Origin of the sequence: Mesorhizobium sp. B2-7-1 (genome assembly GCF_006440735.1) — a bacterium.
GTDB lineage: Bacteria > Pseudomonadota > Alphaproteobacteria > Rhizobiales > Rhizobiaceae > Mesorhizobium.
The window spans coordinates 1-26525 of record NZ_VFUA01000016.1 but is presented as its reverse complement, the minus strand read 5'-3'; the positions used below and the strand labels follow the sequence as shown (position 1 = coordinate 26525).

The 26525-nt window shown below is 63.1% G+C and carries 27 protein-coding genes; 15 read left to right on the top strand and 12 right to left on the bottom strand.

Going from position 1 to position 26525, the window contains the following annotated elements; translation table 11 throughout:
- The first annotated feature begins 71 nt into the window (after positions 1-71).
- The 12 genes from FJ471_RS09090 to FJ471_RS09035 are packed head-to-tail and all read left to right on the top strand — an operon-like array spanning position 72 to position 11928.
- Entirely contained in the window at positions 72-791 is a 720-nt protein-coding gene (locus FJ471_RS09090; protein WP_140802845.1) for a cytochrome c3 family protein, read from the top strand.
- Positions 775-3750: a TAT-variant-translocated molybdopterin oxidoreductase gene (locus FJ471_RS09085; RefSeq protein ID WP_210242008.1), complete on the top strand. Its 2976-nt coding sequence runs from the start codon at positions 775-777 to the stop codon at positions 3748-3750. Before FJ471_RS09090 ends, FJ471_RS09085 begins: the two co-directional genes overlap by 17 nt.
- Positions 3743-5101 (top strand): NrfD/PsrC family molybdoenzyme membrane anchor subunit, encoded by a 1359-nt coding sequence (nrfD, locus tag FJ471_RS09080; protein ID WP_140802844.1) that lies wholly within the window; start codon positions 3743-3745, stop codon positions 5099-5101. The genes FJ471_RS09085 and nrfD overlap by 8 nt, the downstream gene beginning before the upstream one ends.
- Positions 5098-5625 (top strand): DUF3341 domain-containing protein, encoded by a 528-nt coding sequence (locus FJ471_RS09075; RefSeq protein ID WP_140802843.1) that lies wholly within the window; start codon positions 5098-5100, stop codon positions 5623-5625. The genes nrfD and FJ471_RS09075 overlap by 4 nt, the downstream gene beginning before the upstream one ends.
- Positions 5622-6164 carry a cytochrome c gene (locus FJ471_RS09070; protein WP_140802842.1) on the top strand — a complete coding sequence of 181 codons (543 nt, stop codon included), beginning with the start codon at positions 5622-5624 and terminating at the stop codon, positions 6162-6164. The genes FJ471_RS09075 and FJ471_RS09070 overlap by 4 nt, the downstream gene beginning before the upstream one ends.
- Positions 6161-7273, top strand: coding sequence for a hypothetical protein (locus tag FJ471_RS09065; RefSeq protein WP_140802841.1), 1113 nt, complete (start codon positions 6161-6163; stop codon positions 7271-7273). The genes FJ471_RS09070 and FJ471_RS09065 overlap by 4 nt, the downstream gene beginning before the upstream one ends.
- The gene (locus FJ471_RS09060; protein ID WP_140802840.1) at positions 7266-7712 is read left to right on the top strand and encodes a hypothetical protein; all 447 of its coding nucleotides are present in this window, start codon (positions 7266-7268) and stop codon (positions 7710-7712) included. The genes FJ471_RS09065 and FJ471_RS09060 overlap by 8 nt, the downstream gene beginning before the upstream one ends.
- On the top strand, positions 7709-8461 hold the full coding sequence (locus FJ471_RS09055) for an SCO family protein (RefSeq protein WP_140802839.1): 753 nt from the start codon (positions 7709-7711) through the stop codon (positions 8459-8461). The genes FJ471_RS09060 and FJ471_RS09055 overlap by 4 nt, the downstream gene beginning before the upstream one ends.
- A complete protein-coding gene (gene coxB, locus FJ471_RS09050) occupies positions 8458-9411 on the top strand; it encodes a cytochrome c oxidase subunit II (protein WP_140802838.1) in 954 nt (317 codons plus the stop codon). The genes FJ471_RS09055 and coxB overlap by 4 nt, the downstream gene beginning before the upstream one ends.
- Positions 9408-11051: a cytochrome c oxidase subunit I gene (gene ctaD / locus FJ471_RS09045; protein ID WP_140802837.1), complete on the top strand. Its 1644-nt coding sequence runs from the start codon at positions 9408-9410 to the stop codon at positions 11049-11051. Before coxB ends, ctaD begins: the two co-directional genes overlap by 4 nt.
- The gene (locus FJ471_RS09040) at positions 11048-11683 is read left to right on the top strand and encodes a cytochrome c oxidase subunit 3 (protein ID WP_140802836.1); all 636 of its coding nucleotides are present in this window, start codon (positions 11048-11050) and stop codon (positions 11681-11683) included. The genes ctaD and FJ471_RS09040 overlap by 4 nt, the downstream gene beginning before the upstream one ends.
- Positions 11680-11928, top strand: coding sequence for a cytochrome C oxidase subunit IV family protein (locus FJ471_RS09035; protein WP_140802835.1), 249 nt, complete (start codon positions 11680-11682; stop codon positions 11926-11928). The genes FJ471_RS09040 and FJ471_RS09035 overlap by 4 nt, the downstream gene beginning before the upstream one ends.
- 10 nt (positions 11929-11938) lie before the next feature.
- Here the strand turns inward: FJ471_RS09035 and FJ471_RS09030 are convergent, their stop codons facing one another.
- From FJ471_RS09030 to FJ471_RS09010, 5 genes are all read right to left on the bottom strand, one after another.
- Positions 11939-12562, bottom strand: a complete 624-nt coding sequence (locus FJ471_RS09030) for an NAD(P)H-dependent oxidoreductase (RefSeq protein ID WP_140802834.1) — start codon at positions 12560-12562, stop codon at positions 11939-11941.
- Positions 12563-12653: 91 nt separating this feature from the next.
- Positions 12654-13004 carry a low affinity iron permease family protein gene (locus FJ471_RS09025; protein WP_140802833.1) on the bottom strand — a complete coding sequence of 117 codons (351 nt, stop codon included), beginning with the start codon at positions 13002-13004 and terminating at the stop codon, positions 12654-12656.
- A gap of 40 nt (positions 13005-13044) precedes the next feature.
- Positions 13045-13347, bottom strand: a complete 303-nt coding sequence (locus tag FJ471_RS09020) for a helix-turn-helix transcriptional regulator (protein ID WP_140802832.1) — start codon at positions 13345-13347, stop codon at positions 13045-13047.
- Between the two features lie 9 nt (positions 13348-13356).
- Positions 13357-13890 carry a DUF4142 domain-containing protein gene (locus FJ471_RS09015; RefSeq protein WP_140802831.1) on the bottom strand — a complete coding sequence of 178 codons (534 nt, stop codon included), beginning with the start codon at positions 13888-13890 and terminating at the stop codon, positions 13357-13359.
- 291 nt (positions 13891-14181) lie between these two features.
- A complete protein-coding gene (locus tag FJ471_RS09010; protein WP_140802830.1) occupies positions 14182-14499 on the bottom strand; it encodes a hypothetical protein in 318 nt (105 codons plus the stop codon).
- 193 nt (positions 14500-14692) lie between these two features.
- Between FJ471_RS09010 and FJ471_RS09005 the strand changes: the two genes are divergently transcribed.
- The gene (locus tag FJ471_RS09005) at positions 14693-15187 is read left to right on the top strand and encodes a hypothetical protein (protein WP_140802829.1); all 495 of its coding nucleotides are present in this window, start codon (positions 14693-14695) and stop codon (positions 15185-15187) included.
- Between the two features lie 297 nt (positions 15188-15484).
- A complete protein-coding gene (locus FJ471_RS09000) occupies positions 15485-15847 on the top strand; it encodes a response regulator (RefSeq protein WP_140802828.1) in 363 nt (120 codons plus the stop codon).
- Positions 15848-15872: 25 nt separating this feature from the next.
- On the opposite strand, the gene FJ471_RS08995 is transcribed toward FJ471_RS09000, so the two are convergent.
- The 3 genes from FJ471_RS08995 to FJ471_RS08985 form a co-directional block, all read right to left on the bottom strand.
- Positions 15873-16205 (bottom strand): response regulator, encoded by a 333-nt coding sequence (locus FJ471_RS08995; protein WP_181179268.1) that lies wholly within the window; start codon positions 16203-16205, stop codon positions 15873-15875.
- Between the two features lie 80 nt (positions 16206-16285).
- Positions 16286-19870 carry a CheR family methyltransferase gene (locus tag FJ471_RS08990; RefSeq protein WP_140802826.1) on the bottom strand — a complete coding sequence of 1195 codons (3585 nt, stop codon included), beginning with the start codon at positions 19868-19870 and terminating at the stop codon, positions 16286-16288.
- The gene (locus tag FJ471_RS08985; RefSeq protein WP_140802825.1) at positions 19824-20876 is read right to left on the bottom strand and encodes a chemotaxis protein CheB; all 1053 of its coding nucleotides are present in this window, start codon (positions 20874-20876) and stop codon (positions 19824-19826) included. The genes FJ471_RS08990 and FJ471_RS08985 overlap by 47 nt, the downstream gene beginning before the upstream one ends.
- A gap of 336 nt (positions 20877-21212) precedes the next feature.
- Between FJ471_RS08985 and FJ471_RS08980 the strand changes: the two genes are divergently transcribed.
- Entirely contained in the window at positions 21213-21644 is a 432-nt protein-coding gene (locus tag FJ471_RS08980) for a hypothetical protein (protein WP_140802824.1), read from the top strand.
- A gap of 278 nt (positions 21645-21922) precedes the next feature.
- On the opposite strand, the gene FJ471_RS08975 is transcribed toward FJ471_RS08980, so the two are convergent.
- The 4 genes from FJ471_RS08975 to FJ471_RS08960 form a co-directional block, all read right to left on the bottom strand.
- Positions 21923-22126, bottom strand: coding sequence for a DUF2934 domain-containing protein (locus tag FJ471_RS08975; RefSeq protein WP_140802823.1), 204 nt, complete (start codon positions 22124-22126; stop codon positions 21923-21925).
- Positions 22127-22306: 180 nt separating this feature from the next.
- Positions 22307-22510: a hypothetical protein gene (locus FJ471_RS08970; RefSeq protein WP_140802822.1), complete on the bottom strand. Its 204-nt coding sequence runs from the start codon at positions 22508-22510 to the stop codon at positions 22307-22309.
- A gap of 53 nt (positions 22511-22563) precedes the next feature.
- Positions 22564-24555, bottom strand: coding sequence for a protein-L-isoaspartate(D-aspartate) O-methyltransferase (locus FJ471_RS08965; protein WP_140802821.1), 1992 nt, complete (start codon positions 24553-24555; stop codon positions 22564-22566).
- A 12-nt stretch (positions 24556-24567) separates the two neighbouring features.
- Complete coding sequence (locus tag FJ471_RS08960) at positions 24568-26328, bottom strand: thiamine pyrophosphate-dependent enzyme (RefSeq protein WP_140802820.1); 1761 nt, start codon at positions 26326-26328, stop codon at positions 24568-24570.
- Between the last annotated feature and the right edge of the window lie 197 nt (positions 26329-26525).

Sequence of the window (26525 nt, the reverse complement as noted above, 5' to 3'; positions counted from 1 at the left end):
CGGATTAAATTCGAGCCCCGGCGTCGCTGCCGGTCACCATTCTGTGATCCTTTCGCGACTTCGGAACCTTCGTGGCGAAAGCACCGTTAGGTGTCGTCAACTCTGAGTTTGCCTTCAGCAGAATCGGCGAGGGGATGCCGCAGATCTTCTCGAAAAACGCCAATGGCGTTGCGCGCTTTGTCATCTGGGGAAGTTGTGCCGCTCTGCTGATCGCCGCCGCGATCGGGATAATCCTGCCCCGTTCGGACTTGGTAACGGGAGTAGGTGAGCCATTGGGGCAGCCGGTGCCGTTCAGCCACAAGCACCATGCCGGCCAGCTCGGCATCGACTGCCGCTATTGCCACAGCGGCGTCGAAACCTCGCCTTCGGCAGGTCTGCCGGCCACCGAAGTCTGCATGACCTGCCATTCGCAGCTTTTCACCAATGCCAATATGCTGGCGCCGGTGCGTGCGAGTCTTGCCAGCGGCAAGCCGATCGAATGGCAGCGCGTCAACAGCGTGCCCGATTTCGTTTTCTTCAACCACGCGATCCATATCAACAAAGGTGTCGCCTGCGAGACCTGCCATGGCGAGATCGACCAGATGCCGCTGACCAGGCGAGCGCATACGCTGAGCATGGAATGGTGCCTCGGCTGTCATCGCAATCCCGGGCCTAATCTGCGTCCGCCGCGGGACGTGTTCCTGATGCATTGGCAACCGCCTGAGGACATCGCCGAGATCAGGCGACAGCTGATCGGCATGCTCGACATCCATCCCGAGACGATGACGGATTGCTATGTCTGTCATCGCTGAAGCAAAGGCCCCGCCCGCCATCGACATCGCTACGTTGCGCCGACGGCTGACAAGCGACGGCGACCTGTGGCGCAGCCTTGACGAGATCGCCGGCACGGCGGAATTCCGGCGCTTCGTCGAAGCCGAATTTCCGGCAATCGCGGAGCGCCTCCCGGCAAGGCCGAACCGACGGACGCTGCTGAAGCTGATGGGTGCCTCGCTTTCGCTTGCCGGGCTGGCCGGCTGCAGCAGGGCGGAGAGCATCGTGCCCTATGTGCGCCAGCCGGAAATGCTGATCCCCGGCAAACCAGCCTACTACGCGACCACACTGTCGAGCGACGGCTTCGGTATCGGCGCCATAATCGAGAGCCATGAAGGACGACCGACAAAGGTCGAGGGCAATCCGGATCATCCGGCATCGCGCGGCGCCACCGACGCGGTGATGCAGGCAGCGGTGCTAACACTGTTCGATCCCGATCGCTCGCGCATGCCACTCAAGGATGGCGAGCCGGCATCTTATGGCGATTTCCTGAAGGCAATGGCGGGGCTCGTTTCGCGATGGACGGCATCGCAAGGGCGGGGCGGAGCGCTGCTGGTTGAAGCGACGACCTCGCCGACTCTTGCGGCGCAGTTGGATGCGCTGCGAGCACGCTATCCGGAATTGAAAATCTATCGCCATGATCCGTTGGCGACGCCGGCTGCGGGGGAGGCGTCACATGCGCTATTCGGCTCTGGGCTGACGCCGCTCTACCACTTCGACCGTGCCGAGACGATCTTAAGTCTTGACGCCGATTTCCTCGGCGAGGGACCCGGGCGGCTGGCCTATGCGCGCGACTTCGCTGCGCGGCGACGTGTGCGCAGTCCGAACGACCGGATGAGCCGGCTCTATGCGGTGGAATCGACGCCGACGATCACCGGCGCGGCGGCCGACCACCGCTTTGCGGCCAGGCCGAGCGAGATCGAAGCTTTGGCTGCCGGGCTTCATGCCACACTGGAAGGCCAGGCCGTTGCTTCCGTGCCGCCCGTCTACACGGCATGGATGGCTGCGCTGGTCGATGATCTGAAGGCAGCCGGCCGCAGCGCGCTGGTCGTGCCGGGTGCGCATCAGAGCGTGTTCGTTCACGCTGCAGTGTTTGCCGTCAATGCGAGGCTTGGCGCGCTCGGCAATACGGTGGAGTTTATCGAGGCGCCGGATGCGCCGCAGGTCGATGGCGATCTGGAGGCGATGTGCGAAGCGATTGCGCACGGGGCGATCGACACGGTCGTCGTGCTCGGCGCAAATCCGCTGCACACCGCGTCGGCAGGCCTCGATGCGCGCAAGGCTTTCTCCGACCTGGAACTGCTTGTCCATCATGGGCTCTACCGCGACGAGACGGCATTCCCGGCGCATTGGCATGCACCGGCAGCGCATGCGCTCGAGAGCTGGAGCGACATCCGTGCCTATGACGGCACGGCCTCGCTGGTGCAGCCGCTCATCGCGCCGCTTTATGACGGCAAGACCGGGCATGAGCTGCTCGCCGTGCTTGGCGGGCAGTTCCAGACCGATGCGCTTCCGCTTGTCCGGCAGCATTGGGCAGGGCTCGATGATGACGCGTGGAAAAAGGCTCTACGCGACGGCGTCATAGTGAACAGTGCCGCCAGGCCGGTATCCGTCACAGTGCCGCCGGACTTGGCGGGACTGAAGCCGGCGGCAAACGCAGGCAATGGCATCGATATCCGCTTCGTCGCTGATCCCTGGTTGCGTGACGGGCGTTACGCCAACGCCTCGTGGCTGCAGGAGCTGCCGCGACCGCTGACCAAGATAGTGTGGGGTAATGCCGCGCTTGTATCGCCCGCCACCGCCGAGCGACTGAAAATCGGAAACGGCGATGTCATCAATGTCGCCTCAAATGGCGCGGACGTCGATGCGCCGGCCTGGATCGCGCCCGGCCATCCGGACGAAACGATAACGCTCTCCTTCGGCTTCGGGCGAAAAGTCGGTTCCGTTGCCGCGCTGTCGGAAGGCTACGACGCCTTCCATCTGCGCCGTGCTTCGGAGTGGTTCGCGACCGGCGCGACCATCGCGCCCCGCAAGAACAGCATGCGTGTCATCACCACGCAACAGCACCAGGCGATGGAAGGTCGCGCCATCGTTCGCCACGCGTCGCTCGATGCATTCCGGCAGACCCCGGATTTCGTGCGCAAGGATGCGCCGCCAAGCCCAACGGAATCGCTCTACCCCGAATGGCACTACGACCAGGAAGCCTGGGCAATGGCGATCGATCTGTCGGCCTGCATCGGCTGCATGGCCTGCGTTTCGGCCTGCCAGGCCGAAAACAATATTGCGCCGGTCGGGCCGGACGAATGCGAGCGAGGGCACGAGATGCATTGGTTGCGTATCGATCGCTACTACGACGGACCGGTCGATGCCCCCGATACGTTCTTCCAGCCGGTGCCGTGCATGCATTGCGAGAAGGCGCCGTGCGAGGTGGTCTGCCCGGTCAACGCCACCGTGCACACGCATGATGGTCTGAATGCGCAGGTCTACAACCGCTGCATCGGCACGCGCTATTGCTCGCAGAACTGCCCCTACAAGGTGCGTCGCTTCAACTTCCTCGATCACCAGTCTTTCGACAAGGACGAGGCCGGGCCGGAGCAGGGCGTGCACAATCCCAATGTCAGCGTGCGCTCGCGCGGCGTCATGGAAAAATGCACCTATTGCGTCCAACGCATCAGCGCCAAGCGCATCCAGGCGCAGATCGAGAACCGCGATATCGCCGACGGCGAAGTGGTCACCGCCTGCCAGCAGGCCTGCCCGACCCAGGCCATCACCTTCGGCGATCGCAACAGGAAGGATGCAAGGGTCGTCCGCGAGAAAGCCGCGCCGCAGAACTACGCATTGCTGGAGGAACTGAACACGCGGCCGCGCACCACTTATCTCGGCAAGATATCCAATCCGAACAGCAGGCTTGCCAAGCTGGGTGAGGCGACCGATGGCTGACACCAGCGCAAACAGTCCGGTCGTTTTGCGCGGTCGCCACGATTTTCCCGAGATCAGCGGGCGCATCGGCTCGATCGTGCTCAACGGCCGCCTGCCGCGGCATTTCTGGACCGCGTTCTTCCTTTGCTTCCTGCTGGTTTTGCTGCTGCTCTATTCGATCACCTACCTTATCGCCGTCGGCGTGGGCGCATATGGCATCAACATGCCGGTGGTCTGGGGCACGATGATCTCCAATTTCGTCTGGTGGATCGGTATCGGCCACGCCGGCACTCTCATCTCGGCGGTGCTATTGCTGCTGCGCCAGCCATGGCGCGCCTCGATCAACCGTTTCGCCGAGGCGATGACGCTGTTTGCGGTCGCCATGGCCGGGCTGTTCCCGATCCTGCATCTCGGCCGGCCATGGTTCTTCTACTGGCTGCTGCCGCTGCCCAACGTGCATATGCACTGGCCGCAATGGCGCAGCCCGCTGGTTTGGGATTTCGCGGCGATCGCGACTTATGCGACCGTATCGCTGCTGTTCTGGTACATGGGGCTTCTGCCCGACCTCGCGGTGCTGCGCGACCGCGCCAGATCACGGCCGGCGCAGCTCTTTTACGGCATATTGGCGCTTGGCTGGCGCGGCTCGGCCCACCATTGGGCGCGCTACCAGGTCGTCTATTTCCTGCTCGCGGCGCTTGCGACGCCGCTGGTCGTCTCGGTGCATTCGATCGTCTCGCTCGACTTCACCTTCGCCATCACGCCCGGCTACCACTCGACGATCTTCCCGCCCTATTTTGTCGCCGGCGCGCTGCTCTCGGGCTTCGCCATGGTGCTCACTATCGCCATCCCGCTGCGCTGGGCTTTTTCCGTCGAAGACCTGATCACGCTCAGGCACATGGACAACGCCGCCAAGCTTATGATCGCCGCCGGTATGGTCGTTGCCTATGGCTATGTCTCGGAGGCGTTCTTCGCCTGGTATTCCGGTGAGCCTTACGAACGCGCCATGATGGTGCAACGCGCCATCGGCCCGTACGCGCCGATGTTCTGGACGATGCTCAGTCTCAACTGCGGCGTCCTGCAGCTTCTGTGGTTCACGCGCGTCCGGCGCAACATGCCGCTTTTGTTCGCGATCGCCATTGCCATCAACGTCGGCATGTGGATCGAGCGCTACATTATCGTCGTGACCGGGCCGAGCCGCGATTACCTGCCGTCGGCCTGGGGCCAGCAGTCGCTGACCTGGCTCGATTTCGGCATCCTGTTCGGCTCGGTCGGCACTTTCTTCGCGCTGGTATTCCTGTTCATCCGCATCCTGCCGGCGATCACCATCTTCGAGGTCGAGGAACTGGCCGAGGAAGAGGGCAAGCTCAAATGAGTCTCTACGGTCTCATGGCTGTGTTTGCCGATCCCGAAGCGCTCGTTGAGGCGGCGCGTGGCATGCGCCAGCGCGGCTATCGTCGCATAGATGCGTTCTCGCCGTTTCCGATGAAGGAACTGGACGGGATACTGGAGATCCCGAAGACACGCCTGCCTTGGGTCGTGCTCGCCGGCGGTATTGCCGGCGCGGCTCTCGTTTATGCTCTGATTTGGTATTCCGTCGAAGTCGATTATCCCATCAATGTCGGCGGGCGACCGCTGCATTCCTGGCCGCCTTTCGTCGTCATCGCCTTCGAAGCCGGCATCCTCGGCGCCGCCTTCGCCGGCTTTCTGGGCGTGCTGGCGGCCAACGGGCTGCCCCGCTACTATCATCCGGTCTTCAACGCCGAGAGCTTCAGCTACGCGCGCGGCGGCAAGTTCTATCTGCTGATAGAGGCGGCCGACCCGCGATACCGCAAGGGCGTGACCCGGGGCCAGCTGACGCGGCTGGGTGCCGAAACGGTCGAGGAGATCAAAGCATGAGCGGCCTGCGCCTCACGCTCATGCTCGGCGCGCTGGCCATCGCCGGCTGCCGGCAGGACATGGAGGACCAGCCGCGCTACGATCCGCTGGACGCGAGCAACCAGTTCGCCGACGGCATGTCGGCACGCACGCCGGTGACGGGCACCGTCACGCGCGACGCCGATCTTTCGCCTGTCCCGGACAAGATCCCCTATCCGATCACGATCGAGCTGCTGCAGCGCGGCCAGCAGCGTTTCGATATCTTCTGCTCGCCCTGTCACGGCCGCACCGGCGACGGCCACGGCATGATTGTCCAGCGCGGCTTCCCGGCCCCGCCGAGCTACCATCAGGATGCGCTGCGTAGAGCCTCGGACCGGCACTTCTACGACGTCATCACCAACGGCTATGGCGCCATGTACTCCTATGCCGCACGCGTGCCGCCAAAGGACCGCTGGGCGATCGTGGCTTATATCCGCGCGCTGCAATATTCGCGCGACGCTCCAGTCGTTAAACTTCCGCAAGCGCTGCGCACGCGGCTCGAAGCGGAGGCATCGCCATGAGCCGCCGCGAGCAGTGTCTTGTGGCCGTCGGCATCGCGGGTCTTGTCTTCTGCGCTCTTGGCGCATCGCTCGATGCCAGAGCGATGCTGGGCGCCTGGTTGGCCGCAGCTCTCTTCGCCCTCAGCCTGCCGCTCGGCGCACTGACCATATTGATGGTGCATGGGCTGACCGGCGGGCGCTGGGGCGAGGCGGTCCGCCAGCCGTTGCGGATCATGACCGCGCTGCTGCCGTTTGCGCTCATCTTGCTGCTACCGGTGCTGATGGGACTCGACTTGATCTTCCCATGGGCCGGCGCCGATCCCACGACGGTGTCCGAGAAGGTTCGAGAGAAGCTTGCCTATCTCAACGTGCCGTTCTTCCTGCTGCGCTTCGCTGTCTGCGCGGCGATCTGGCTCGTTCTCACTTGGGTGGTGCTCGGCTCGACTTCAGAGGGTTCCGGGAAGGCTGGCAACGGGAGGAAATATGCTCTTGGCCTAATCCTCCACGCGCTTGCCGTCAGCGTCTTCGCCATCGACTGGATGCTTTCGATCCAGCCGGAATTCACCTCGACCATCTACGCGCTTTGTGAGGCATCCGCCGAAGTCGTCGGAGCTTTCGGCCTGGCGATCCTCGTGCTGGCGGCGAGGCGGGCCGTGGAGGTCATGCCCGGCGGCGAGGAAGATGCCGCGCTTAGCGAAGACCTTGCCAACATGCAGCTCGGATTCCTGCTGACCTGGATCTACCTCATATTCATGCAGTGGATCGTTGTCTGGGGCGGCGACCTGCCCGACGAGATCGGGTGGTACATCATTCGCGCGACGGGAGGCTGGCAGTATCTGCTATGGCTGCTGATTGCCTTGCAGGTGGCCGCGATTGCAGGCTCGCTCAGCCGACCGCTCAAGCGCAGCCATGACGGCCTGATCTGGCTGACGGGTTTGGTCCTGGCAAGCCATTTCGTCGATGTGTTCTGGCGCATCCGCCCGCCACTCCTTTCCGGCGGTCTGCTGGCACTGTGGCATGATGCTGTCGCCTGGATTGGATTGGGTGGGCTGTGGCTCGCCCTGTTCCTTTTCCTGCTCCGCCGGCCGGACAGGCTCGTCTGGTGGAAGCGGGAGGTCGCCCATGGCTAAGGCGCATCGCCATCCCGAGACGCGCGATGTCCAGCTGCGGATGCTGCTTGCTTTCGGTGGCGGGCTGTTGGTGTTTCTCGTCTTGGCCGCGATTGGCATGAAGCTCGCCTTCAACACCACACCGAGGTGGCTGCCGCAGCCCGCGAACGTCAGCCCGGAAGCTCCAGACTTGCAGACCGCGCCAAGGCAGGATCTTGTCAATTTCCGCGCCGAGGAGGACCGACAGCTGAAAATACTCGGCTGGGTCGACCGCAATGCCGGGATTGCTCGCATTCCGATCGACGACGCCATGCGGGCAATAGTCAGCAACGGGCTGCCGGATTGGTCGCAGCAGCGATCCGCAACGGCTGGTGCCGATGGCTGCGCCCTGGTCGCAGCGGCCGCTCCCCGCGCTCCGCAGGCCCAGACTTGCCGACAGCAAAGCGGGACAGAGCGATGAGAAGCTTATTAGCCGCTCTTTGTCTGTTCGTCGCCGGCGCGGCCCCTGCCGCCGAGCGACCGACATTCGATCCGAAGCTCGGCGCGCAATTAAGGCTGGACCGCGAACTGGTCGACGCCAGCGGCCAGAAGCGGCCGCTTGGCGAAACGCTGGACGGCCATCCGGCGCTGGTCGTCTTCGGTTACGACAAATGCCCGAACCTATGCGGCGTCACCCAGCAGGCCGTTGCCTCCGACCTGAAGAAAACATCGCTTCGCCCGGCAGATTACCGCGCGCTGTTCATCTCGATCGATCCCGAGGAGACACCGGCCGACGCAGCCGCGGCGCAAGCCGAAATCGCTTCCGCAGCCGGTCCGGCAGGCCAGTCCGCCTGGCGGTTCCTGACGAGCAGCGATGGCGCCGGTGCGGCGCTCGCCAATGAAGCCGGCATCACGTTCGACCGGCGCAAAGGTATCGATCAGTTCGTCCATCCGATCGCCGTCATTGCGCTCACACCGTCGGGCCGAATTTCACAGGTACTGCCGGCGCTGACCTTCGCGCCGCGCGATCTCGAGCTTGCGCTGGTCGAGGCGTCGGAGAACAGGCTCGGATCGATTGCCGATCACGTCTTCCTGCTCTGTGCTGGCTTCGACAATTCGAAAGGCCAATACACCCCAGCGATCTGGGCGGCACTGAAAGTGGCGAGTCTGGCAACGCTGTTCGGTCTCGGCGCGACGGTGCTCTGGCAAAGCTGGGGGAGGGCTAGGTGAGCTTCGGCATCCCCTTCTTCCCCCAGGAGGCTTCCTCCGAAGCCGGCCAGGTCGACGCGCTGTTCTACACGCTGCTCGCTTTCTCAGTCGTTCTCGGGCTGGCGCTCACCGGTCTCGTCGTCGGCTACGCTGTGAAATATAGGGTCGGCTCCAAAGCGGATCGAACAGGCAAGCGTTCCCGAAGTCTGCCGCTTGAGATGAGCTGGACGATCGCCAGCCTGGTCATTGCCTTCATCTTCTTCGGCTGGGGCGCGACCCTTTTCGTTCGCCGCGACCATCCACCGGCCGACGCGCTCGAGATCAGCGGCCTTGGCAAGCAGTGGATGTGGGAGTTCAGGCAGCCGGGCGGCCAGCGTGAGATCAACGAATTGCATGTCCCCGTCGGCAAGGCGGTCGTGGTGTCGCTTGCCGCGCAGGACGTCATCCACTCCTTCTACGTGCCGGCGTTCCGCATCAAGCAGGACGCGGTACCGGGCCGCACCACGCATATCTGGTTCATCGCCACCGAGCCCGGCCGCTATCACCTGTTCTGCGCCCAGTATTGCGGCACGCAGCACTCCGAAATGGGCGGCTGGGTGACCGCAATGGCGCCCGAGCAGTATGCCGCTTGGCTGAACAGTCAGGGCGAAGGCGAGACGCTTGCCGCAAGCGGCGAGAAATTGTTTCGCGCGCTGGGCTGCTCCGGGTGCCATGGTGCAAGCAGCAAGGTCAGGGCGCCGTCGCTTGACGGCATCTTCGGTCGACCGGTGGCGCTCGACAATCAACAGACGGTCATCGCCGACGAGCGTTACCTGCGCGACTCCATCCTCAACCCGAAGAAGGAAATCGCCGCCGGCTACGAACCGATCATGCCGAGCTTCGACGGCCTCATCGACGAAGGCGAACTGCAGATGCTGCTTGCCTATCTGAAGTCGCTTTCGCCGCAACCAACGGCTGGAGCCAGGTCATGACCAACGCGGCGATGCAGGGCACCTATCTGGGGGAAGGCAGCGGGCCTCGCGCGTGGCTTCTCACAACCGACCACAAGCGCGTGGCGTGGCTTTACCTAGTCTCGTTGACTGCCTTCTTCTTCCTTGGCGGCGCCATGGCGGTACTGATGCGGATCGAGCTGGCGACACCGGCCGGCGACCTCGTCTCCGACGATGTCTACAACCGGCTGTTCTCACTGCATGGCATCATCATGGTCTGGTTCTTCCTGGTGCCGTCGATTCCCGCGACGTTGGGCAATTTCCTTTTGCCGCTGATGATCGGCGCGCGCGATCTCGCTTTCCCGCGGCTGAACCTCGCCAGCTGGTATGTCTTCATCTTCGGCAGCCTGTTCGCTCTGTTCTCGGTGGTGGCTGGCGGCGTCGACACCGGCTGGACCTTCTACACGCCGCTGTCGACACTCTATGCCAATGGCTGGGTCTCGACGGCGGCGTTCGGCGTCTTCATCGTCGGCTTCTCGACGATCATGACCGGCATCAACTTCATCGTCACCGTGCACACGCTGCGTGCACCCGGGCTCACCTGGTTCCGCCTGCCGATCTTCGTCTGGACGCTCTACGCCACCAGCCTCGTGATGGTGCTGGCGACCCCGGTGCTCGCCGCCTCGCTGATCCTGATCGTGCTGGAGCGCGTCTTCGGCATCGGCATCTTCAATCCGGATCTCGGCGGCGATCCGCTGCTCTTCCAGCACCTCTTCTGGTTCTACTCGCACCCCGCCGTCTACATCATGATCCTGCCCGGCATGGGCGTGGTGTCGGAGGTGCTGCCCTGTTTCAGTCGCCGACCGCTGTTCGGCTACAAGGCGGTGGCGATGTCGTCGATGGCGATTGCCGTCTTCGGCTTCCTGGTCTGGGGCCACCACATGTTCGTCAGCGGGCAGTCGGCCTATGCCGGCGTCGTCTTCTCCTTTCTATCTTTCTGTGTTGCAATTCCTTCGGCGATCAAGGTCTTCAACTGGAGCCTGACGCTGCGCAAGGGCGAGATCAGCTTCGAGACGCCGATGCTCTATGCGCTGTTCTTCCTTGCGCTGTTCACTTTCGGCGGGCTGGCGGGGCTGTTCCTTGCGTCGCTCGCGGTCGACGTGCATGTCCACGATACCTATTTCGTCGTCGCGCATTTCCACTACATCATGGTTGGCGGCATGGTGACCGCTTATATGGCCGGCCTGCATTTCTGGTGGCCGAAGATGACCGGCCGGATGTATTCGGAAACGGCGGGGCGCATCGCGGCAACGGCCACGTTCGTCGGCTTCAACCTGACCTTCTTCCCACAATTTGTGCTTGGCTTCGACGGCATGCCCCGGCGCTATCATACCTATCCGCCGGAGTTCCAGTTCTGGAACGTGTTGTCCTCGGCCGGCGCGGTGGTGCTGGCGATCGGCTACCTGATGCCGTTGTTTTATCTGGGCTGGTCGCTGTTTCGCGGCGCTCGCGCAACCGACAATCCGTGGGACGCCACCGGGCTCGAATGGCAGACGAGCTCGCCGCCGCCACCGCATAATTTCGAGACCATGCCTGTCGTGACACGCCCGGCCTATGCCTACGACATGAAAGGGCTGGAGCACGAACGCTTCAGCCCGCACCGGGAGGAGGCGGCTCGATGAGCGGCACAGAAAGCATCGCTTTCGACACACCCCGGCGCGAACGGAGCGCTGACAATTTTGCCATGTGGGTGTTCATCGGTTCCGAGGCGATGCTGTTCGGCGCGATCTTCCTGGTCTTTCTCGTCGCGCATATCGATTTCGGCCCCGCCTTCGCGGCAGCCTCGAAACATCTTTCGCTGCCGCTCGGCACCTTCAACACGGCCGTCCTGATCACCAGCAGCTTCACCATGGCGCTGGCCCATAGGCTTGCGTTGCAGAGGCGCTGGCGCGCGACGGTCTGGGCGCTGGCCGCGACCTCGGCGCTAGGTACCTGCTTCCTGGTCGTGAAGGGGATCGAATACGGCAAGGAGATCGACGAAGGACTTGCGCCACTGCTTGGCCTGCCGTTCCGCTATGCCGGGCCGGATCCGACCCATGCCGAATTCTTCTTCGGCCTCTATTTCACGATGACCTCGCTGCATGCCCTGCATCTGATCGGCGGCATCGTCGTGATCGCCGGCATGGTCGCACTCTGGCGGTCAGCCAACCCGGCCAACCGGCTGCGCCGGGTCGTGGCCGTCGGCCTCTACTGGCACTTCGTCGACATCATCTGGGTATTCATGTTCCCCGTGCTTTATCTGATCAACCGATGAGCGAATTGCGAAAACTCACCTTCGGCTATCTCGGGCTGCTCGCGCTGCTGGCGCTGACGGTCGGCTCGTCGCTTTTCGACCTCGGCGGCTTCAATGTCGCCCTCAACCTGGCGATCGCCGCCGCGAAGGCGGTCCTGATCGCCATGCTGTTCATGCATCTGACAGGCATGTTGCCGCGGCTCGCCGTTGCGGCCGCCGGGCTTTGGCTCATCATCCTCTTCGGGCTGACGCTGATCGGACGATAAGAGAGCGATATCAATCGCCCTTTGGCACGCCGACATAGTTTTTCGTCTTGAAGAGCCCGGCCAGATGGGCGGCATTCGACGCCGCCATCTTGATCATGCCGGCGACTTTTTCTGGGGTCTCGGGAAGATCGACGAAGTTGACGTCGCCCATCGCTTCTCCGACCCAGTACACGCCGCCATTGGCGGGAACGGTGAAGCCGACGTCGTTGAGCGCCTGATAGCACTCGGCATGGCAATGATGCGCGCCATCCTCATTGCCGACGATCGCCACCAGCGCGACCTTGCCGGCGGCTGGCATGCGTCCGCTGTCGTCGGTCTCGGACAGGAAAGCGTCCATCCTCTCCATCACGCGCTTGGCCACGCTCGACGGCTGCCCCATCCAGATCGGCAGGCCAAGGATGAAGATGTCGGCTTCGAGTATCTTTTTCCGCAGTTTCGGCCAGTCGTCGCCTTCGCCCATATCCGAAAGCACGCCGGGCTTAATGTCATGAACGAGGGCGCGAGCGGTTTCGCATCCGACGTCATGACTGGCCAGCGCCTTAGTCAACTCCGCGAGCATTCTGTCGGTGGAGGATTCCTCCCCGTCAGTCGGCATCTTGAGCGTGCAATTGAGCGCGAATGCGGTGAGAGACATCATATCTTCCTGTTGGTTTGAAGCGACTGTGCCTTGCCGATCCGAGCATCTGACGGCGAGTGCCTGAGCACAGCAATTGCGGCCGGCGCCGCTAGGTGTCCAACCGCGAGCGCTCCGATATGTTCCTCCGGTTGTCGCGCAGCTTTTCGATCTCTTCCGGTTCCTTATCGTCGATTTCCGCCACGGCGTCGCTTGCCGTCCGGCTCGATTTGATCAGTTCGTCCAGTTTGGCTTGTAGGGCCTGCGTGTCGCGATGCTCAGCGCGCTGTATCAAGAGCGTCATCGCCCAGGTCGCAAGCGTGGCGATGCCACGCCAGTCGAGCGTCTCGCGCTCGAAAACGAGCCACGCCGCGGTGAAGCCAGCCAGGACTAGAAATGCCGACGGTCTAGCGGTCAGCGTTCCGATATTGGTGAGCGTCTCTCGAATTTCGAATTTTGCCATTCCTTCGAAGGGCGGGTGGTAGCCTTGGTTCCAGCTTGCCCTACATCTCGCTGTTGCCGATAATACCGGCTTCACCCTCGCTTAGATCGGTGAAGCGCACAGGTGCACCGCTGCCAACCATCTCCTCCGCCGGACGCATTTCCTCTTGCGGAAGGAACACGGCTCCGCCGGCCTGGAGCGCCTGGCGGATCCTCAGAAGTTCGTCGGCCGTCGGAATTCGATCGCCATTCTCGAAGGTGCGGATTGAAGCCTCGCTGAGGTTGCACTTGGCGCCCAGACGGACCTGCGACCATTTCAACAGGGCACGCGCCGCACGCGATTGCCCGGGCGTCAAGCAGCCCATCGCAGCCTCCTATTTGTTCAGTCCGTTCGCCATGTCGAGGTGATGCTGAAGGTGCGGCAGCGTCGCCGCGGCCCATGATTTGAGATCCGGCTGGTCGCCGTTGTCTCCATATCGCTTGAACAGATCGACCGCGTCTTCGTGGCCGTCGACCTGAACCGAATGATACTGTTTGTTGAAATCGTCTCCCTGGCGTGCCTTCAGATCATTCAGTGTGGACTGCTGTTTGTCCGTCATGGCGGAGGGCAGATTTGCCTTGACCTTTCCGCTCGCAACAAGGCCCTTCAGTTCGGCGGTCGTCTTCTCGTGATCCGTGATCATTTGTTGCGCAAAGGTCTTGGTGGCTGCGTCGGCGCGTTCCAGCGCAAGCTTGCTGGACTCGATCTCGAACATGTCGCTGGTGGCGGCTTCGGTCACGAAATCCTGGGTGGACGGCGCCATCCCAAGGACCGAGTTGACGCCGGTCTTTTCGGTGGTGGACGTCGATTGCGCCCAAGCCGTCGTGGAAAGGACCGCCGCCGCGGCCACGATCATCAATTTGTTCATGTCTGTTCTCCTGCTTCGGCCCTAACAGCGCGTTATCGGCTTTGTTCCTTGCCGGTCCGCCCAAGTCGGGCCTCCCGCACTGTCGGCCTCAATCCTGATGCCTGGACCCACCAGCGCCGCTCTGCTTGTTTGCGTCCCGCAGCAGGCGGACAATGGCATCGACGGGGGACGGGTCGGGTGTGGGTTGGGTTTTCCAGCGCCACAGATGGCGAAACAAAATCCTCAAGCTTGGCATCGCAACAGCCTCCTGCGCTATCAAACCTGGAATCAGTTGCGATGTTCCTTTCTCCGCTAACGAACGGCCGCGGCGACAAGAAATGCGACGGCGGCTACGACCACCAGCGCCACGATGACCAGCACGGGGCCGTTCCTGCGCGGCTGCAGGTTGGGCGCGTTCTCCGGCGGTCGCATCGCGTCGGCGAAGCTCGCCTGGTTGGTGAAGTTGGGTTTTCGCGGCTTGGTCGGCTGAGCGGAAGTCGCGACATCACCAGCTTCAGCGTCCGCTTCCTGCGGTGCTGCCGCCGGGTCGAATCCCGGGGTCTTGTCCTGCGTCCTGCCGGCCTGGATTTCGCCGCGAGCCTCGGCGGGTGTGCGTTTGTCGAGTGACATTCGGCGCCTCCTTTGCTCCCAAACCCGCAGCCGGCCACGCTGTTCCAACCGGGCCGTCAAGGGAGGAGGCGAGCCAGACAGCTCCATTCGAGTACACGGGCGTTACGGCATCAGGCGTTCGCCGATTCTTGAACCCGGACGGAACTTTTGGAACCGGGCAGCTTTATTCTCGACACCAGGACAAGAGGCAGGAATGCAAGTTCTCGACACAGCGATACATGCCAGTCCCGGAACCGTGACGGTCGAATTTGTCGGCGACGGCGGGGAAAAGATCGCCGTCACCATGATTGTGTCCGACCCATTGCTCGGCGACGCCGCGCTCATTGATCGCGCGCGAGAGATGATGGTTCAGTGCGCGGCGTTCGGCCTGCTTGCGCAAGGCAGCCAGGACGACAACCCGGATAGCATCCGGCCGGGCACCGAGAGGTCGAGCGATACCGGCCAGAATCTCTACACATTCGAATATCGCGAGGCTGGCAATTTGAGGCGGCTCGACGGCGTTGAACTGCCCACCCTCGAAGCAGTCCATGATGAAGCACTGCGGTCGGCGATCGATTTGCTCGACGATGCGGCTGCCGAACCCCGCCAGGACGGCTGGGCGGTTCGGGTGCGTGGCGGCGACGGTAAGGTCGTCCTGTCCATCGATTTCGATGAGGCGAGGCGGGAAAAGGCAGCCGCCGCAATGTGATGGAGCTTATACCCGTGAACGATCGGACGATAATCCCCTTTATGTCGCTGCACGCGATTGCTGCCGCAAGGGGCGACGGGCTGAGGCCGGAGTTCCTTCGTCTGCTCGACGCCCGCGCGGCCTTGTCCCAGCCCGATGTGATCGAACTTCACCAGCAGACGGGCCTGAACCAGGCTGGCCCAAACCCGGTCGGCAACCCCGAAACCGCTCCGAAGCAAAGTGTGGTGCGTTTCCCGGGCCGGCGGAGTACGATCAGCCGTGCGTCAGGAAGAGGTGAGCGCGTCAGAGGAGGTCGCCATGGCAGAGCCCCTGGCACTAATCATTGAAGACGAATACCTGATCGCTTCGGACGTGGCCAACGGCCTGAAGGAGCGTGGTTTCGAGGTGGCCTGCGTGGCGTCCGAGCGAGCAGCCTCGGCCTGGCTGGACGACAATAAGCCGGACCTGGCCATCATCGACATCCAACTGCTCGACGGCCAGCGAGGTGCCGCCGCTGCCCGCCTCAAGGAAGCGGGCGTGCCTTTCGTCGTCCATTCGGGCTATGATCCGGAGTTCCAGGCGCCGATCTTTCATGGCGCGCCCTATCTGCCGAAGCCGGCGCCGATCCGGCATCTGGTCGAACTGGCAAGCCAACTGGTGGGGGATCGCGCCGAACTATAGACGAGCCCAACTCAACGAGCTCATTTCAGCCTGGCGCGGCGCTATCCTTGCGGAACCGCGCCACGGCCTCGATCAGCAGGTTGTAGTCGACAGGTTTGGTCAGCTTCGGCGTGTCGCGAAAACTGTCGGGAAAAACGGTGGCGCTGTCATAGCCGGTGAGGAAAATGAAGGGGACACCGTCGCGTGTCAGATGCTCGGCCAGAGGGAAGCTTCGCTCACCTCGAAGATTCACATCCAGAACCGCGCCGTGCAGGGCAATTCCGTCGATTTCATCCAATGCCTGTTGAACAGTAGGCGCCGGTCCGACCACGGTGCATCCAGCGCCGATCAATTGCTCTGCAAGGTCTTGCGCAAGCATAAACATATCCTCGACAACGAGGACGTTGAGACCCGATAGGAGCGTGTTTGTGTTCATTATGTGCCACAAAGCAAAAAATGCTACGGGCCTGCGTTTGGCCCCAGCGGAATTTCTATATCGCATTCAAGCCCAGTTCGCTTGAATCGCAGATCGACCTTACCTCCCATCTCATATTCTAAACTTTGCTGGATAAAGCTTGTTCCGAAATTCCTCTGCTGCGGCTCCATGACGGCAGGACCGTCGATTTCCTTCCAGCGGATCGACAGCAGGCCTGATTTATCGGTGGTCCATGCCACATTGACGCGACCGTCCTCCGTCGAGAGCGCGCCGTATTTCGCCGCGTTGCTGGCGAGCTCGAAGAACACCATGCCGAGCGTTGCGGCCATGCTCGCGCGGAGCTGCAATGATCTTCCACGGATGACGATATTTTCGCGCAGCTTGTCGCTGTAGGGCGACAGCACCGCCCGCAGCAACTGCTCGAGATCGGCATCCGTCCAGTTATAGGAGGACAGCACTTCGTGCATCCGGCCCATCGCCTGCAGCCGCTGCTGGAACGAGGCTGAGAAATCGCTCACCGAGCTCGCCGTGCGTACCATGCGCGACGTCAGCGCGGTCACCGTGGCCAGGATGTTCTTCACCCGGTGCTGCAACTCATGCAGCAGCCTTTCCTGACTGCGCTCGGCCTCCTTGTGGCTCGATATGTCGACCAGCGCCGCTATCGCGCCGCGTACCTTGCCCTTTTCGTCGAAAAGCGGATTGGCCGACATCATGACGTCGACGACGGCGCCATCGTCACGCAGGATCCGCGCTTCGTAGCCGGGCACTGCCTTGCCGATGCGCATCGCCTTGAGCAGTGGCTGGTCGTCGGCGCCCACTTTGGTGCCATTTAGCGTCAACGGTAACGCGGCGGGCATGGATATCAGCTTGTTGCCGGTAGCGCGCCAACCGAGCAACTCCGCCGCGCGCCGGTTGGCGCGGATCTCCGCGCCAGCGCCATCCTCGGCGATGAAGATGCCGATCGGAACTAGGTCGAGCAGGGTTCCGAGGCTTTCGATGCGGTTGCGCAGGTCATGCGAGAGCACGCCGATCCTTTCCTCGGCCTGCGTGATCTGGGTGACGTCGACGAAGGTGATGACGACGCCCGCTATGATATTGTCGACCGTCCGGTAGGGCAGCACCCGCATGATATAGGTCTGGCCGTTCTCCGTACCCTCGACCTGCCGCTCGATTGTGCCGAGCCTTTGCAGCACCTGTTCCATATCGGCCTGCAGGCCGTCGGCGGGGAAGCGCGGACGGACATGCGCCAGCGGCCGGCCGACATCGCTTTCCACCAACCGGAACATGTCGCGCGCGGTCGGTGTGAAGTTCTTGATGCAGAGGTCGCGGTCGAGGAAGACGGTGGCGATCTGCGTGCTTTCGAGCAGGTTCGCCATGTCGTTGTTGGCGCGGGTGAGTTCGTCCACGCGCAGACTGAGCTCGGCATTGACTGTGTTCAACTCCTCGTTGATCGACTGAAGCTCCTCTTTCGATGTCTCGAGTTCCTCGTTGGACGACTGCAGCTCTTCGTTGATCGAGGAAAGCTCCTCGTTCGAGGATTTCAGCTCTTCATTGGAGGATTCGAGCTCCTCCGTCGTGATCTGCAGCCGCTCCTTGGTTTCCCTCAGCTCCCTTTCGAGCTGACTGATATTGGCGCTTTCGACATCGTCGGTCGTGTGAACAGGCTCGTCGTCGGATTCCGCCTTGATGCCGCCGACATCTCGGAAGACCAGCATATAGAGCGGGTCCGACGAGCCGTCCGAAGGCAGCGGCTGGACAGCTAGGCTGATCGTCTGGCGACCGCCATTGGTCCCGACGGTGATCTTGCTCTGGATCGCCACCTGTCCGGTGCTGGCCGCCTTGTGGAGGGCGGCGCGCAAATCCATGCGCAAGCCCCGCCTTGCCATGGAAAAGACGTTGTGGTCGGGAGCGCCTGCGGCGAGTTCGAGATATTTCCCCGTGCCGCCCGAACTGTGCGCCAGTTCCCCGACGGCGTTGACCACCACATAGGCTGGCGCAAATCGTTCGACGAGAAGACGCTCCGCCATCTCCTGCAAGGTTCCGTTCTTCTCCCGCTGGCGTGCATTGGGCGCGGTCTGCCTTGCCGCCGCAGCGAGCGGGAATTCTGGCAACCGATGTGGAGTTACCCCGCCGCGCTTCTGGAAGATGCGGCTCATCTTGTCGACGGTCGAGAACAGGCGGGCGTGCCGCGTGACGTTTTCCGAGGATCCGAGGAAGAGATAGCCGTTGTCGCGCAGCGCGTAGTGAAAGATCGGGACAATCTTTTCCTGCAGCTCCGGGCCCATATAGATCAGAAGGTTGCGGCAGGCGATCAGGTCGAGCCTGGAGAAGGGCGGGTCACGCAACACATTATGCGCGGAAAACAGGCAGACTTCGCGCAGCTCGGCCGAAACGCGGTAGGTGCCATCCTCGCGTGAGAAGAACTCCCTGAGCCGCTTCGGCGTTATGTCCGTCGCGATCGTTGCCGGATAGCGGCCCGCGCGAGCGACCTCCAGCGCGCGCTCATCGATGTCCGTGGCGAAGATCTGCAAATTGGGCGAGGCTGCGCCGCGCGGCGCGTTCTCCTTCAAAAGCACGGCGATCGAATAGGCCTCTTCGCCCGTCGCGCAACCCGGCACCCATACGCGGATCGTCTCGTCGGGCTTGCGGCCCTCGAACAGTCGAGGAATGACTAGCCTTTCCAGCGCATTGAAGGCGTGCTCGTCGCGGAAGAAGTTGGTGACGCCGATCAGCAGGTCCTGGAACAGAAGGTCAACCTGCTGCGGCTCGTCCCGCAGCCGCTTATAGAAGAAGGTCGGATCGTCGATCTGCAGCACCTGCATGCGGCGCTGGATGCGCCGCAGGATCGTGTTGTCCTTGTAGCCGCTGAAATCATGGCCGGTGCGCACACGAAGCAGCGCCGCAATGCGCGAAAGCTGCTCGGCGACATCGCGCTTGCGGCGGTCGCGCTCGCTCTCGGTGTGGTTGAAGTGGCGGAAATAGCCGATCAGCTTGCCCGCCATCTCCTCGGCGGGAAGCACCATGTCAACCAGGCCGCTCTGGACGGCGCTGCGCATCATGCCGTCATATTCGGCACTTTCCTGCGCTAGTGTCAGACCGCCGTGCTCCTTGATCGCCCTCAGCCCGATCGTGCCGTCGCTGCCCGTCCCAGACAGGATGATGGCTGCCGCATTTTCCGACTGCTCCTGCGCCAGCGAGGTGAAGAAATCGTCGATCGGCGTGCGCTTGGCGCGCGTGGTCGTCATCTTGGCCACGTGAAAACGTTGGCCGTTGACCGTCAGCGATGCGCCCGGAGGGATGACATAGATGTTGTCCGGCTCGATTTCCGCCCCTTCAGCGGCGGTGTGCGTCCTGATGGCGGTCGAGCGCTGGATGATGCTGGCGAGCACACTTTCGTGCTCGGCGTCGAGATGCTGAATAACGACATAGGCAAAGCCGCTGTCGACCGGAACCTCCGGGAAGAATTTCTGCAAGGCCCCAATGCCGCCCGCCGACGCGCCGATGCCGATAACGGGAAAGGAGGCAGGCTCTCGCGCGTCCGCGGTGGCGGGCTCGGGCGAGCTAGTCCGCGGCTTTCTTTCCGTTGCCTTCCTCGGTGACCGCGCCATCGTCTGCTACCTGCACCCGCCTGCTTTCCAGAATGCGCTCGATGAGAGCGGCATCCGCTTCGTATTCCTTCGCTCGCCTGCCCAGTTCGAAGGCGAGTTCACGTCGATCCTTCGTCCTCTCCCGCTCGGCCATCCGCCGGGTGAACGCGGCCCGCTGTTGATGTGAGCGGAGCAGGCTCCACAGGATCTCGTCCGCCTCGATCGCCTGCGCCTCCATCACTGCGTCGGCGGTAAAGGCATGCCCGGTATGGCACCGATAGCGCAGCATGTCACCGTCTTCGATCTGCCACAGCGGCCCGTGGCATTCCGGGCATGTAAACACCGACAACTCGCCAAGTCGATCTTCATCTTTCATGGTCGAATGCTCCTGCGCGGCGAGGGCCGCCTCCAACCTGATCACCGGCGAGGCCGGAAAGGTTTTACCGGCCGGTTCCGCCACGAGCTTTGCCAGCAAAGCGCCGAGTTCCGCCGCCGGCAGGCAGTGATCTATCTCGACGTAGCGCAGCGCGCTTTCCACCATGGCCGGCACCAGCGCATCCTTGGAATGCTGGACGACCGCCAGCCCGCCGACTGCCTTGACGGCCCTTAGCCCGGCGGTGCCGTCGGAAAGCGCACCCGACAGCAACACGCCGACAACGCTGGCGCCGTAGCTCAACGCCGCCGAGCGGAATAAAGGATCGATGGCCGGCCGTGCAAGGTTTTCGCGTGGGCCGCGCCTTAGCAGCATATGGCCATCATGGAGGAGAAGGTGGGAGCCGGGTGGCGCCACATAGATGCAGCCCATCGTGAAGGCAGCACCGTTCCCGGCCGGCACGGCACCGAGCGGTCCCGCCCGGTCGAGGATTTCGGGCAGGTAGCTGACCTGGCCGACATGCACCACGACGAATACGGCCGCCGGCAGGTCGGCGGGCAGATCGCTGACAATCTGCTTCAGGGGCTCGATCCCGCCGGCCGAGGCGCCGATGACGATGATGTTGTGGTTTTTCGGGCCTTTGGAATGGGCCATTCCGCGACGAGCCTCCAGATTGGGCTGTGAGAACCGTTCCGTTGCGGTGACGGCGCCATCGCGGTTCAGCGACCGGTCAGCTCTTTAACAACGCAATCCGCGCGATGTTCCATGGCTGCAGGTCCAAGCGCCTCTCCGTCGTCGCAAAAGATGGCTGGAACATAGGAGATCGCTGGCAGTTCGGGTTCGCTTCGGACGCCGTGCCAGGCGTCTGTGAAGACGGGTGGCAACACCTGGTCGGCCCGCGCCTGTCCCTCGCAGGCGTGGGCTTCGGGCCCCGGCAGGATCTGCCGCGCCGCAGTGCGGATGTACCGCCAAGAACCACAGGAGACAGCAATGAAGCATCAGACCTCATACGAACTTCAATCGTTGGCGGTCGTCGACCGGCTTGGATTGATCCCTCTTGCAACGAGAACGCAGCGGATCGAGCGGTGGGCGGACCTGCTCGACCGCAATCCCCTGCGCTGCCTCGCGGCGCTGACGGGCACCGAATATGTCGATCCCGGGGTCCGTGAACGGGTGCGGGCGGACGGATCGCCGCTCGCGGTTGCGTTCGATGATCCGTTGCTGCGCGCGGCCGGGTTGCAATCGGACACCTATGGCGAGGCGAAGCGCTTCTTCGAACTCTCCGATTGGCAATTGCATGACGTCGTCTGTAGTTGCCATGCCGGCGCCACGATGCAGGCGAGTTGGGCTGCCGCGCGGGTGCGCAAGATCGTACAAGGCAACTGGGTTCTCGCCTGGCTCAGGAGCCGCTTCGTGCATTGAGATAAACGTGTCGTCCGGCGAGCAAGGGCCGCCGGACGAGGCGGTTGAGATCAGAGCAGGCTCCGCGCGAGCGCTATTCCAAGCGGGGTGGCGCCGATCCCGAAATACGGCAACGATCCGGATCAGCCACCTTGGTCGATAGCGTGCGGCGACGGCTGCTGGGCGCCGCCGCTGGGGCGTTTGCTTGTCTGGTCAGCCCAAAGCCAAAGGGCGATCATCACGATCAGCAGAGCCGCGACAAGTGTAACGATACGACGCATTCGCTGGTCGCCGTGCCTTCAGCCGCCGGGCCTGTTGGCGGCCGGATCCGAGCCGACGCCAACCGCCGGATCCGGCGTCACCGGGCCGCGCTCGGCTTCCGAACCTTCCGACTCGATTTCCTGGACGGCTTGATCCCAATGCTCCTGCTCACGCCCATCGGGGCGGCCTTGCCGTTCCCAGATCTCGTGGGCACGTTGCCTGATGCGCTCTTCCCTATCCATGCCGACCTCCTCTCGCGCCTGAACTGCGCGCTTACCAGCGCCGAATCGAGTGCCGGGAGGTTTGTTCCATCGGATTTCGAGTGGATTGAATGCGAGCACAAAGCGTCGCGGGAACGTCGCCTTTGGAATCCCGCCGTTCCGGTGGCCCCTGGCACGGTTGGCTGTGAGGGCGATGACAGTTTACTTGTTCGCGCGAATTTTCTGGCGCGCGTTGATTCCGCCCGTTGAGGTGGTGTCGTTCTCGACATCTCCCTCGACCGTGTTCTCGCCATGCTCCAACTCGTCGCCCTCCTTGATGGTGCCCTTGGAGGTCCCGATGCCGGGATCGTTCTCCATGTCGGCGTCGCTCGGCTTTTTCGATTTTGGGTGCTGGCTTCCGCTCATGGCCGTTCCTCGCTAAACCCTCCGAACCGGAAGGGACGCAGAATGTTCCGACATCAAACGCCGAACGGATAAGTGTCCGGCATCCCTTCTGCCGCGTGCTCGGGTCCGAGCGGCGTGACGGCGCTGGTTTCATCGAACCACGCAAAGGCATCGAACTGACGCGCCAGCGAGGCGTCGGCATAGTGGCTGTGCAATTCCGTTTCCGGCCGGTAGATCACGCCGATGAAGCGTTCCAGGCGGCGCTCGGTCAGGCGGTCGCGCAGGTCCGGGTCGCGTCCGAGGTCAAGCAGGAACCGGCCGATGCCGGCGTCGTGGCAGAGCCGCTCGTAGCTGTCTTCGCGAGAGGGCCGCACCGATTTGATTTCCATCTCGCCGTCCCAATCGGTCGCTGCCGCGACGGTGCCCGCATGCGTGCCGAAGCCGATGAGCGCCGCAGCATCGCCAAACCGCTGCCGGCAGAGCTGGCCGACATTCAGTTCGTCGCGCGAGATACCCATTTCGGTGTAGCGCGCATCGCCGATATGCGAATTGTGTGCCCACACCACAGCTTTCGCGTTGGGGCCCCGCGTATCGAGGATATGCTCCAGCGTTTCGAACATATGAGTATCGCGCAAATTCCAGGATTGCGGGCCGCCATAATACATGGTGCGGTAATAATGCTCGGCGGAGGCGACGAGACGGGCATTCTGCGCGGCGTCGAAAAGGTCGTCGCCGTCTTGTCCGGTATCGTCAAGCTGCCTCGCCAGCATCTCGCGGCATTGTTCGAGAACCGCTTCCTCGCATTCGCGGTAACCCCTGGTCAGCGCGGCGCGGCCATAGGTCGACGGCTCGGTCTGCCAAGGTGTCAGGCAGCCATAGCGTTCCCGCGCAATTCTCGCCGCTTCGGGATCGGTGCGATCGAGATACTCCAGGACGGCGGCGATCGAGCCGCGCATGTTGTAGATATCGAGGCCGTAGAATCCTGCTTGCGGCTGGAGTGCCTTGACCTTGTGATTGTGCTCGCGCAACCACTTCACGAATGCTGCGACGTCAGTGTTGCGCCACATCCAGGTCGGAAAGCGCTGAAACGGTCGTTCGGCGCCACTGGAAGTGCCCTTACCTCGAACGTAGCGGTCGATCGCAGCCGCATCTGGCCAATCGGCCTCCACGGCCAAGATGGTGAAGCCATGCCTCTCGATTAGCCTTTTGGTGATTGCCGCGCGCGCCCGGTAGAATTCGGATGTGCCGTGGCTGGCTTCGCCGAGCAGGACGATCCGCCGGTCCGCGAACCGGTCGAACGGTTCGGCAAAGCCGGGATCGTCGAAGTCGGGCAGCGGCTCGGCGGCTGCGGCGATCATTTCCGGGAGGCTGCGCTGGCGCGCCAGCGGAACCGCGCGGATAGTCGTCGGACGGCTTTCCTCTCGCCAGCCCTGTTCGCCGATGAGCGGGACGAAGCGCACCCCGCCGAAATCCTCCTCGCTGTAGGTCGATGCGCCCGTGCGGGTCACCTTGAGCAGGCGCTGCTCGTCAGGATCGTCGCTCACCGGAATGACCAGCCTGCCGCCGACGTCGAGTTGCTGCTGCAAGGCCAGTGGCGCGCCCGGACCGCTCGCCGCCACCACGATGGCGTCGAAGGGTGCCGCTTCCGGCCAGCCTCTGGTGCCGTCGCCGGTCCGAACTTCGATGTTGCCGTAGCCTAGTCTCTGAAAGCGGCGCCGTGCGGTCTCGGCCAGCGCCGCATGGCGTTCGATCGTGTAGACATGGTCGACGATGCGGCTCATGACAGCCGCCGCATAGCCCGATCCCGTGCCGACTTCGAGCACCTGGTCGCCCGCACCGAGCTGCGCCATCTCCAGCATGAAGGCGACGACGTAAGGCTGCGATATCGTCTGCCCTTGCGCGATCGGCAGCGGTCCGTCCTCATAGGCGAATTCCTCGTAGCCGGGATCCACGAAGACTTCGCGGGGAACCTCGCGCATCGCCGCCAGGATTTCCCGATCATGGATGCCGCGCCGGCCGAGATGAACATCGACCATCCGACGGCGCTCGCGGGAAAGATCGAGCATCGGAATTCCCTCCTATTCTCCTGCCTCCATCATCGTCTTTGCCGGCTCCCGGGCGACGTTTTCCTCGATCTCGCCGCGGCCCGGAGTCTGAGGCAGCGCCTTGCGGAAGTTCTTGGCGTAGTCGGGTGGCATTTTCGGCGGCATCATCGGTTCATAGGCGTCGACCAGCGCCTCGATGATCACCGGGCCGCTGGTGGCGAAAGCCTGGTCGAGCACGCGCTCGACCTCATCCGCCCGCTCGATGCTGAAGCCCTTTCCGCCCATCGCCTCGGCGGCCTTGGCGAAATCGATCGGCTGCAGCTCGCAGCCGAATTGCGGGTTGCCGAGGAACATCATCTGTTCCCAGGCGATCTGGTTCAGCATGTTGTTCTTGATGACCAGGAGTTTCAGCGGGATGCCGTAGCGCACCGCCGTTGAAAACTCGCCGAGCTGCATGGCAAGGCCGCCGTCGCCGACGATCGCCGCGACCGGGCGACCGGGAAAGGCAACGCCTGCGGCGATCGCATAGCTGAGACCGCAGGACATGGAGGCAAGCGCGCCCGAGACGCCGAAGGCCTGTCCAGCGCGGAGATCGACATGGCGGGCGGCAAGCTCGGTGTTCTGGCCGGAATCGGTGGCCAACACGCAGTTCTGCGCAAGGCGTTCGCCGAAGGCGCGTGCGATGCGCTGCGGCTTCAGCGGATGCGCCGAGCCATCTTCAGACTGGCGCATCATCTCGCGCCATTTTTGCATCGAACTCTGTGCTGTCGCCAGGAATTCGCTGTCGCCTTTCTGCTTCAGCCGCTTGTTGAGGGCGCGCAATGTCTCGGCCGCGTCGCCGACCAGGCCGGCCTCGACGGGGAAGCGCAGGCCGATGCGCTGCGCGTCGCAATCGATCTGGACGCCACGCGCTTTGCCCGGCTGCGGATAATATTCGATGTAAGGGAAGGTCGAGCCGACGATGAGGACGGCATCGCACGTCTCCATTGCCTCCTGCGAAGGCAAGGTGCCCAGGATGCCGATGCCGCCAGTGGTGTAGGGATGGTCGTCCGGCAGCACCGCCTTGCCGAGCAGCGCCTTGACGATTGGCGCCTGCAGAAGCCGTGCCGTTTCTTCGAGCTCCGCCGTCGCGCCTATCGCACCACGTCCCGCAAGGATCGCCACGCGCCCCGCGCCGTTGAGAAGGGCCGCGGCCTTGTCCAACTCCGCATCTTGCGCCAGGCAGCGCGGTGTGAACATGTCCTGCGGCGTGTGCGCCGGCCGGTTGCGCTTGGATCGCTTGGCCGCGTCGGCGGGCTGCTCCTGGATATCGCTGGCGATCGAAAGATGGGCGACGCCCTTGCGGGCGAGCGCCGTGCGGCAGGCGAGGCTTGCGACGTTCTCCATATGCGCCGCGTCCGAGACCTGGACGTTGTAGACGCTGACGTCGTTGAAGACGCGGGTAAGATCGACATCCTGCTGCGTGAAGGTCTCGATCAGGTCATGGAACTGCATGCCGGTGATTGCCAGCACCGGCGCCTGGTCGAGCTTGGCATCGTAGAGACCCGTCAGAAGGTGGGTGCCACCGGGTCCGGATGTTGCCAGGCACACGCCAAGCCTGCCGGTCCATTTCGCGTAGGCGCAGGCCATGAACGCAGCCGATTCCTCATGCCTGACCTGGACGAAGGATATCCTGTCCTGGTTTTTGCGCAGCGCTTCCATGACGCCGTTTATGCCGTCGCCCGGAAGACCGAAGACGACTTCGACGTTCCAGGCGATTAGTGTGTCTACAAGGATTTCGGCTGCGTTCGGCATGGTGGGGCTCCGCTTCTTGGCGCCCCAACCGTCAATCTTGCAGTTGGTTCCCTCGATGGCGGCAAAGCCGCCGCAAAATCGTCCAGTCGCCCAAGCGGTCGAATTGTTTACGATCAATAGCCCCCGATGATCGGCAGGATCTCGCCGGTGATGTAGCTCGAGCATTGCGGCGAGGCCAGGAACACATAGGCCGGCGC

Coding starts and splice junctions, on each gene's coding strand:
- FJ471_RS08975 (WP_140802823.1), bottom strand. CDS start 22,126: ATGGATAGGGAAGAGCGCATCAGGCAACGTGCCCACGAGATCTGGGAA.
- FJ471_RS09020 (WP_140802832.1), bottom strand. CDS start 13,347: ATGGGCTGCTTGACGCCCGGGCAATCGCGTGCGGCGCGTGCCCTGTTG.
- FJ471_RS09040 (WP_140802836.1), top strand. CDS start 11,048: ATGAGCGGCACAGAAAGCATCGCTTTCGACACACCCCGGCGCGAACGG.
- FJ471_RS09025 (WP_140802833.1), bottom strand. CDS start 13,004: ATGGCAAAATTCGAAATTCGAGAGACGCTCACCAATATCGGAACGCTG.
- FJ471_RS09060 (WP_140802840.1), top strand. CDS start 7,266: ATGGCTAAGGCGCATCGCCATCCCGAGACGCGCGATGTCCAGCTGCGG.
- ctaD (WP_140802837.1), top strand. CDS start 9,408: ATGACCAACGCGGCGATGCAGGGCACCTATCTGGGGGAAGGCAGCGGG.
- FJ471_RS08985 (WP_140802825.1), bottom strand. CDS start 20,876: ATGGCCCATTCCAAAGGCCCGAAAAACCACAACATCATCGTCATCGGC.
- FJ471_RS09030 (WP_140802834.1), bottom strand. CDS start 12,562: ATGTCTCTCACCGCATTCGCGCTCAATTGCACGCTCAAGATGCCGACT.
- FJ471_RS08965 (WP_140802821.1), bottom strand. CDS start 24,555: ATGCTCGATCTTTCCCGCGAGCGCCGTCGGATGGTCGATGTTCATCTC.
- FJ471_RS08980 (WP_140802824.1), top strand. CDS start 21,213: ATGAAGCATCAGACCTCATACGAACTTCAATCGTTGGCGGTCGTCGAC.
- nrfD (WP_140802844.1), top strand. CDS start 3,743: ATGGCTGACACCAGCGCAAACAGTCCGGTCGTTTTGCGCGGTCGCCAC.
- FJ471_RS08990 (WP_140802826.1), bottom strand. CDS start 19,870: ATGGCGCGGTCACCGAGGAAGGCAACGGAAAGAAAGCCGCGGACTAGC.
- FJ471_RS09005 (WP_140802829.1), top strand. CDS start 14,693: ATGCAAGTTCTCGACACAGCGATACATGCCAGTCCCGGAACCGTGACG.
- FJ471_RS09085 (WP_210242008.1), top strand. CDS start 775: ATGTCTGTCATCGCTGAAGCAAAGGCCCCGCCCGCCATCGACATCGCT.
- FJ471_RS09065 (WP_140802841.1), top strand. CDS start 6,161: ATGAGCCGCCGCGAGCAGTGTCTTGTGGCCGTCGGCATCGCGGGTCTT.
- FJ471_RS08970 (WP_140802822.1), bottom strand. CDS start 22,510: ATGAGCGGAAGCCAGCACCCAAAATCGAAAAAGCCGAGCGACGCCGAC.
- FJ471_RS09015 (WP_140802831.1), bottom strand. CDS start 13,890: ATGAACAAATTGATGATCGTGGCCGCGGCGGCGGTCCTTTCCACGACG.
- FJ471_RS09070 (WP_140802842.1), top strand. CDS start 5,622: ATGAGCGGCCTGCGCCTCACGCTCATGCTCGGCGCGCTGGCCATCGCC.
- FJ471_RS09055 (WP_140802839.1), top strand. CDS start 7,709: ATGAGAAGCTTATTAGCCGCTCTTTGTCTGTTCGTCGCCGGCGCGGCC.
- FJ471_RS08960 (WP_140802820.1), bottom strand. CDS start 26,328: ATGCCGAACGCAGCCGAAATCCTTGTAGACACACTAATCGCCTGGAAC.
- FJ471_RS09000 (WP_140802828.1), top strand. CDS start 15,485: ATGGCAGAGCCCCTGGCACTAATCATTGAAGACGAATACCTGATCGCT.
- FJ471_RS09075 (WP_140802843.1), top strand. CDS start 5,098: ATGAGTCTCTACGGTCTCATGGCTGTGTTTGCCGATCCCGAAGCGCTC.
- FJ471_RS08995 (WP_181179268.1), bottom strand. CDS start 16,205: ATGCTTGCGCAAGACCTTGCAGAGCAATTGATCGGCGCTGGATGCACC.
- FJ471_RS09010 (WP_140802830.1), bottom strand. CDS start 14,499: ATGTCACTCGACAAACGCACACCCGCCGAGGCTCGCGGCGAAATCCAG.
- FJ471_RS09035 (WP_140802835.1), top strand. CDS start 11,680: ATGAGCGAATTGCGAAAACTCACCTTCGGCTATCTCGGGCTGCTCGCG.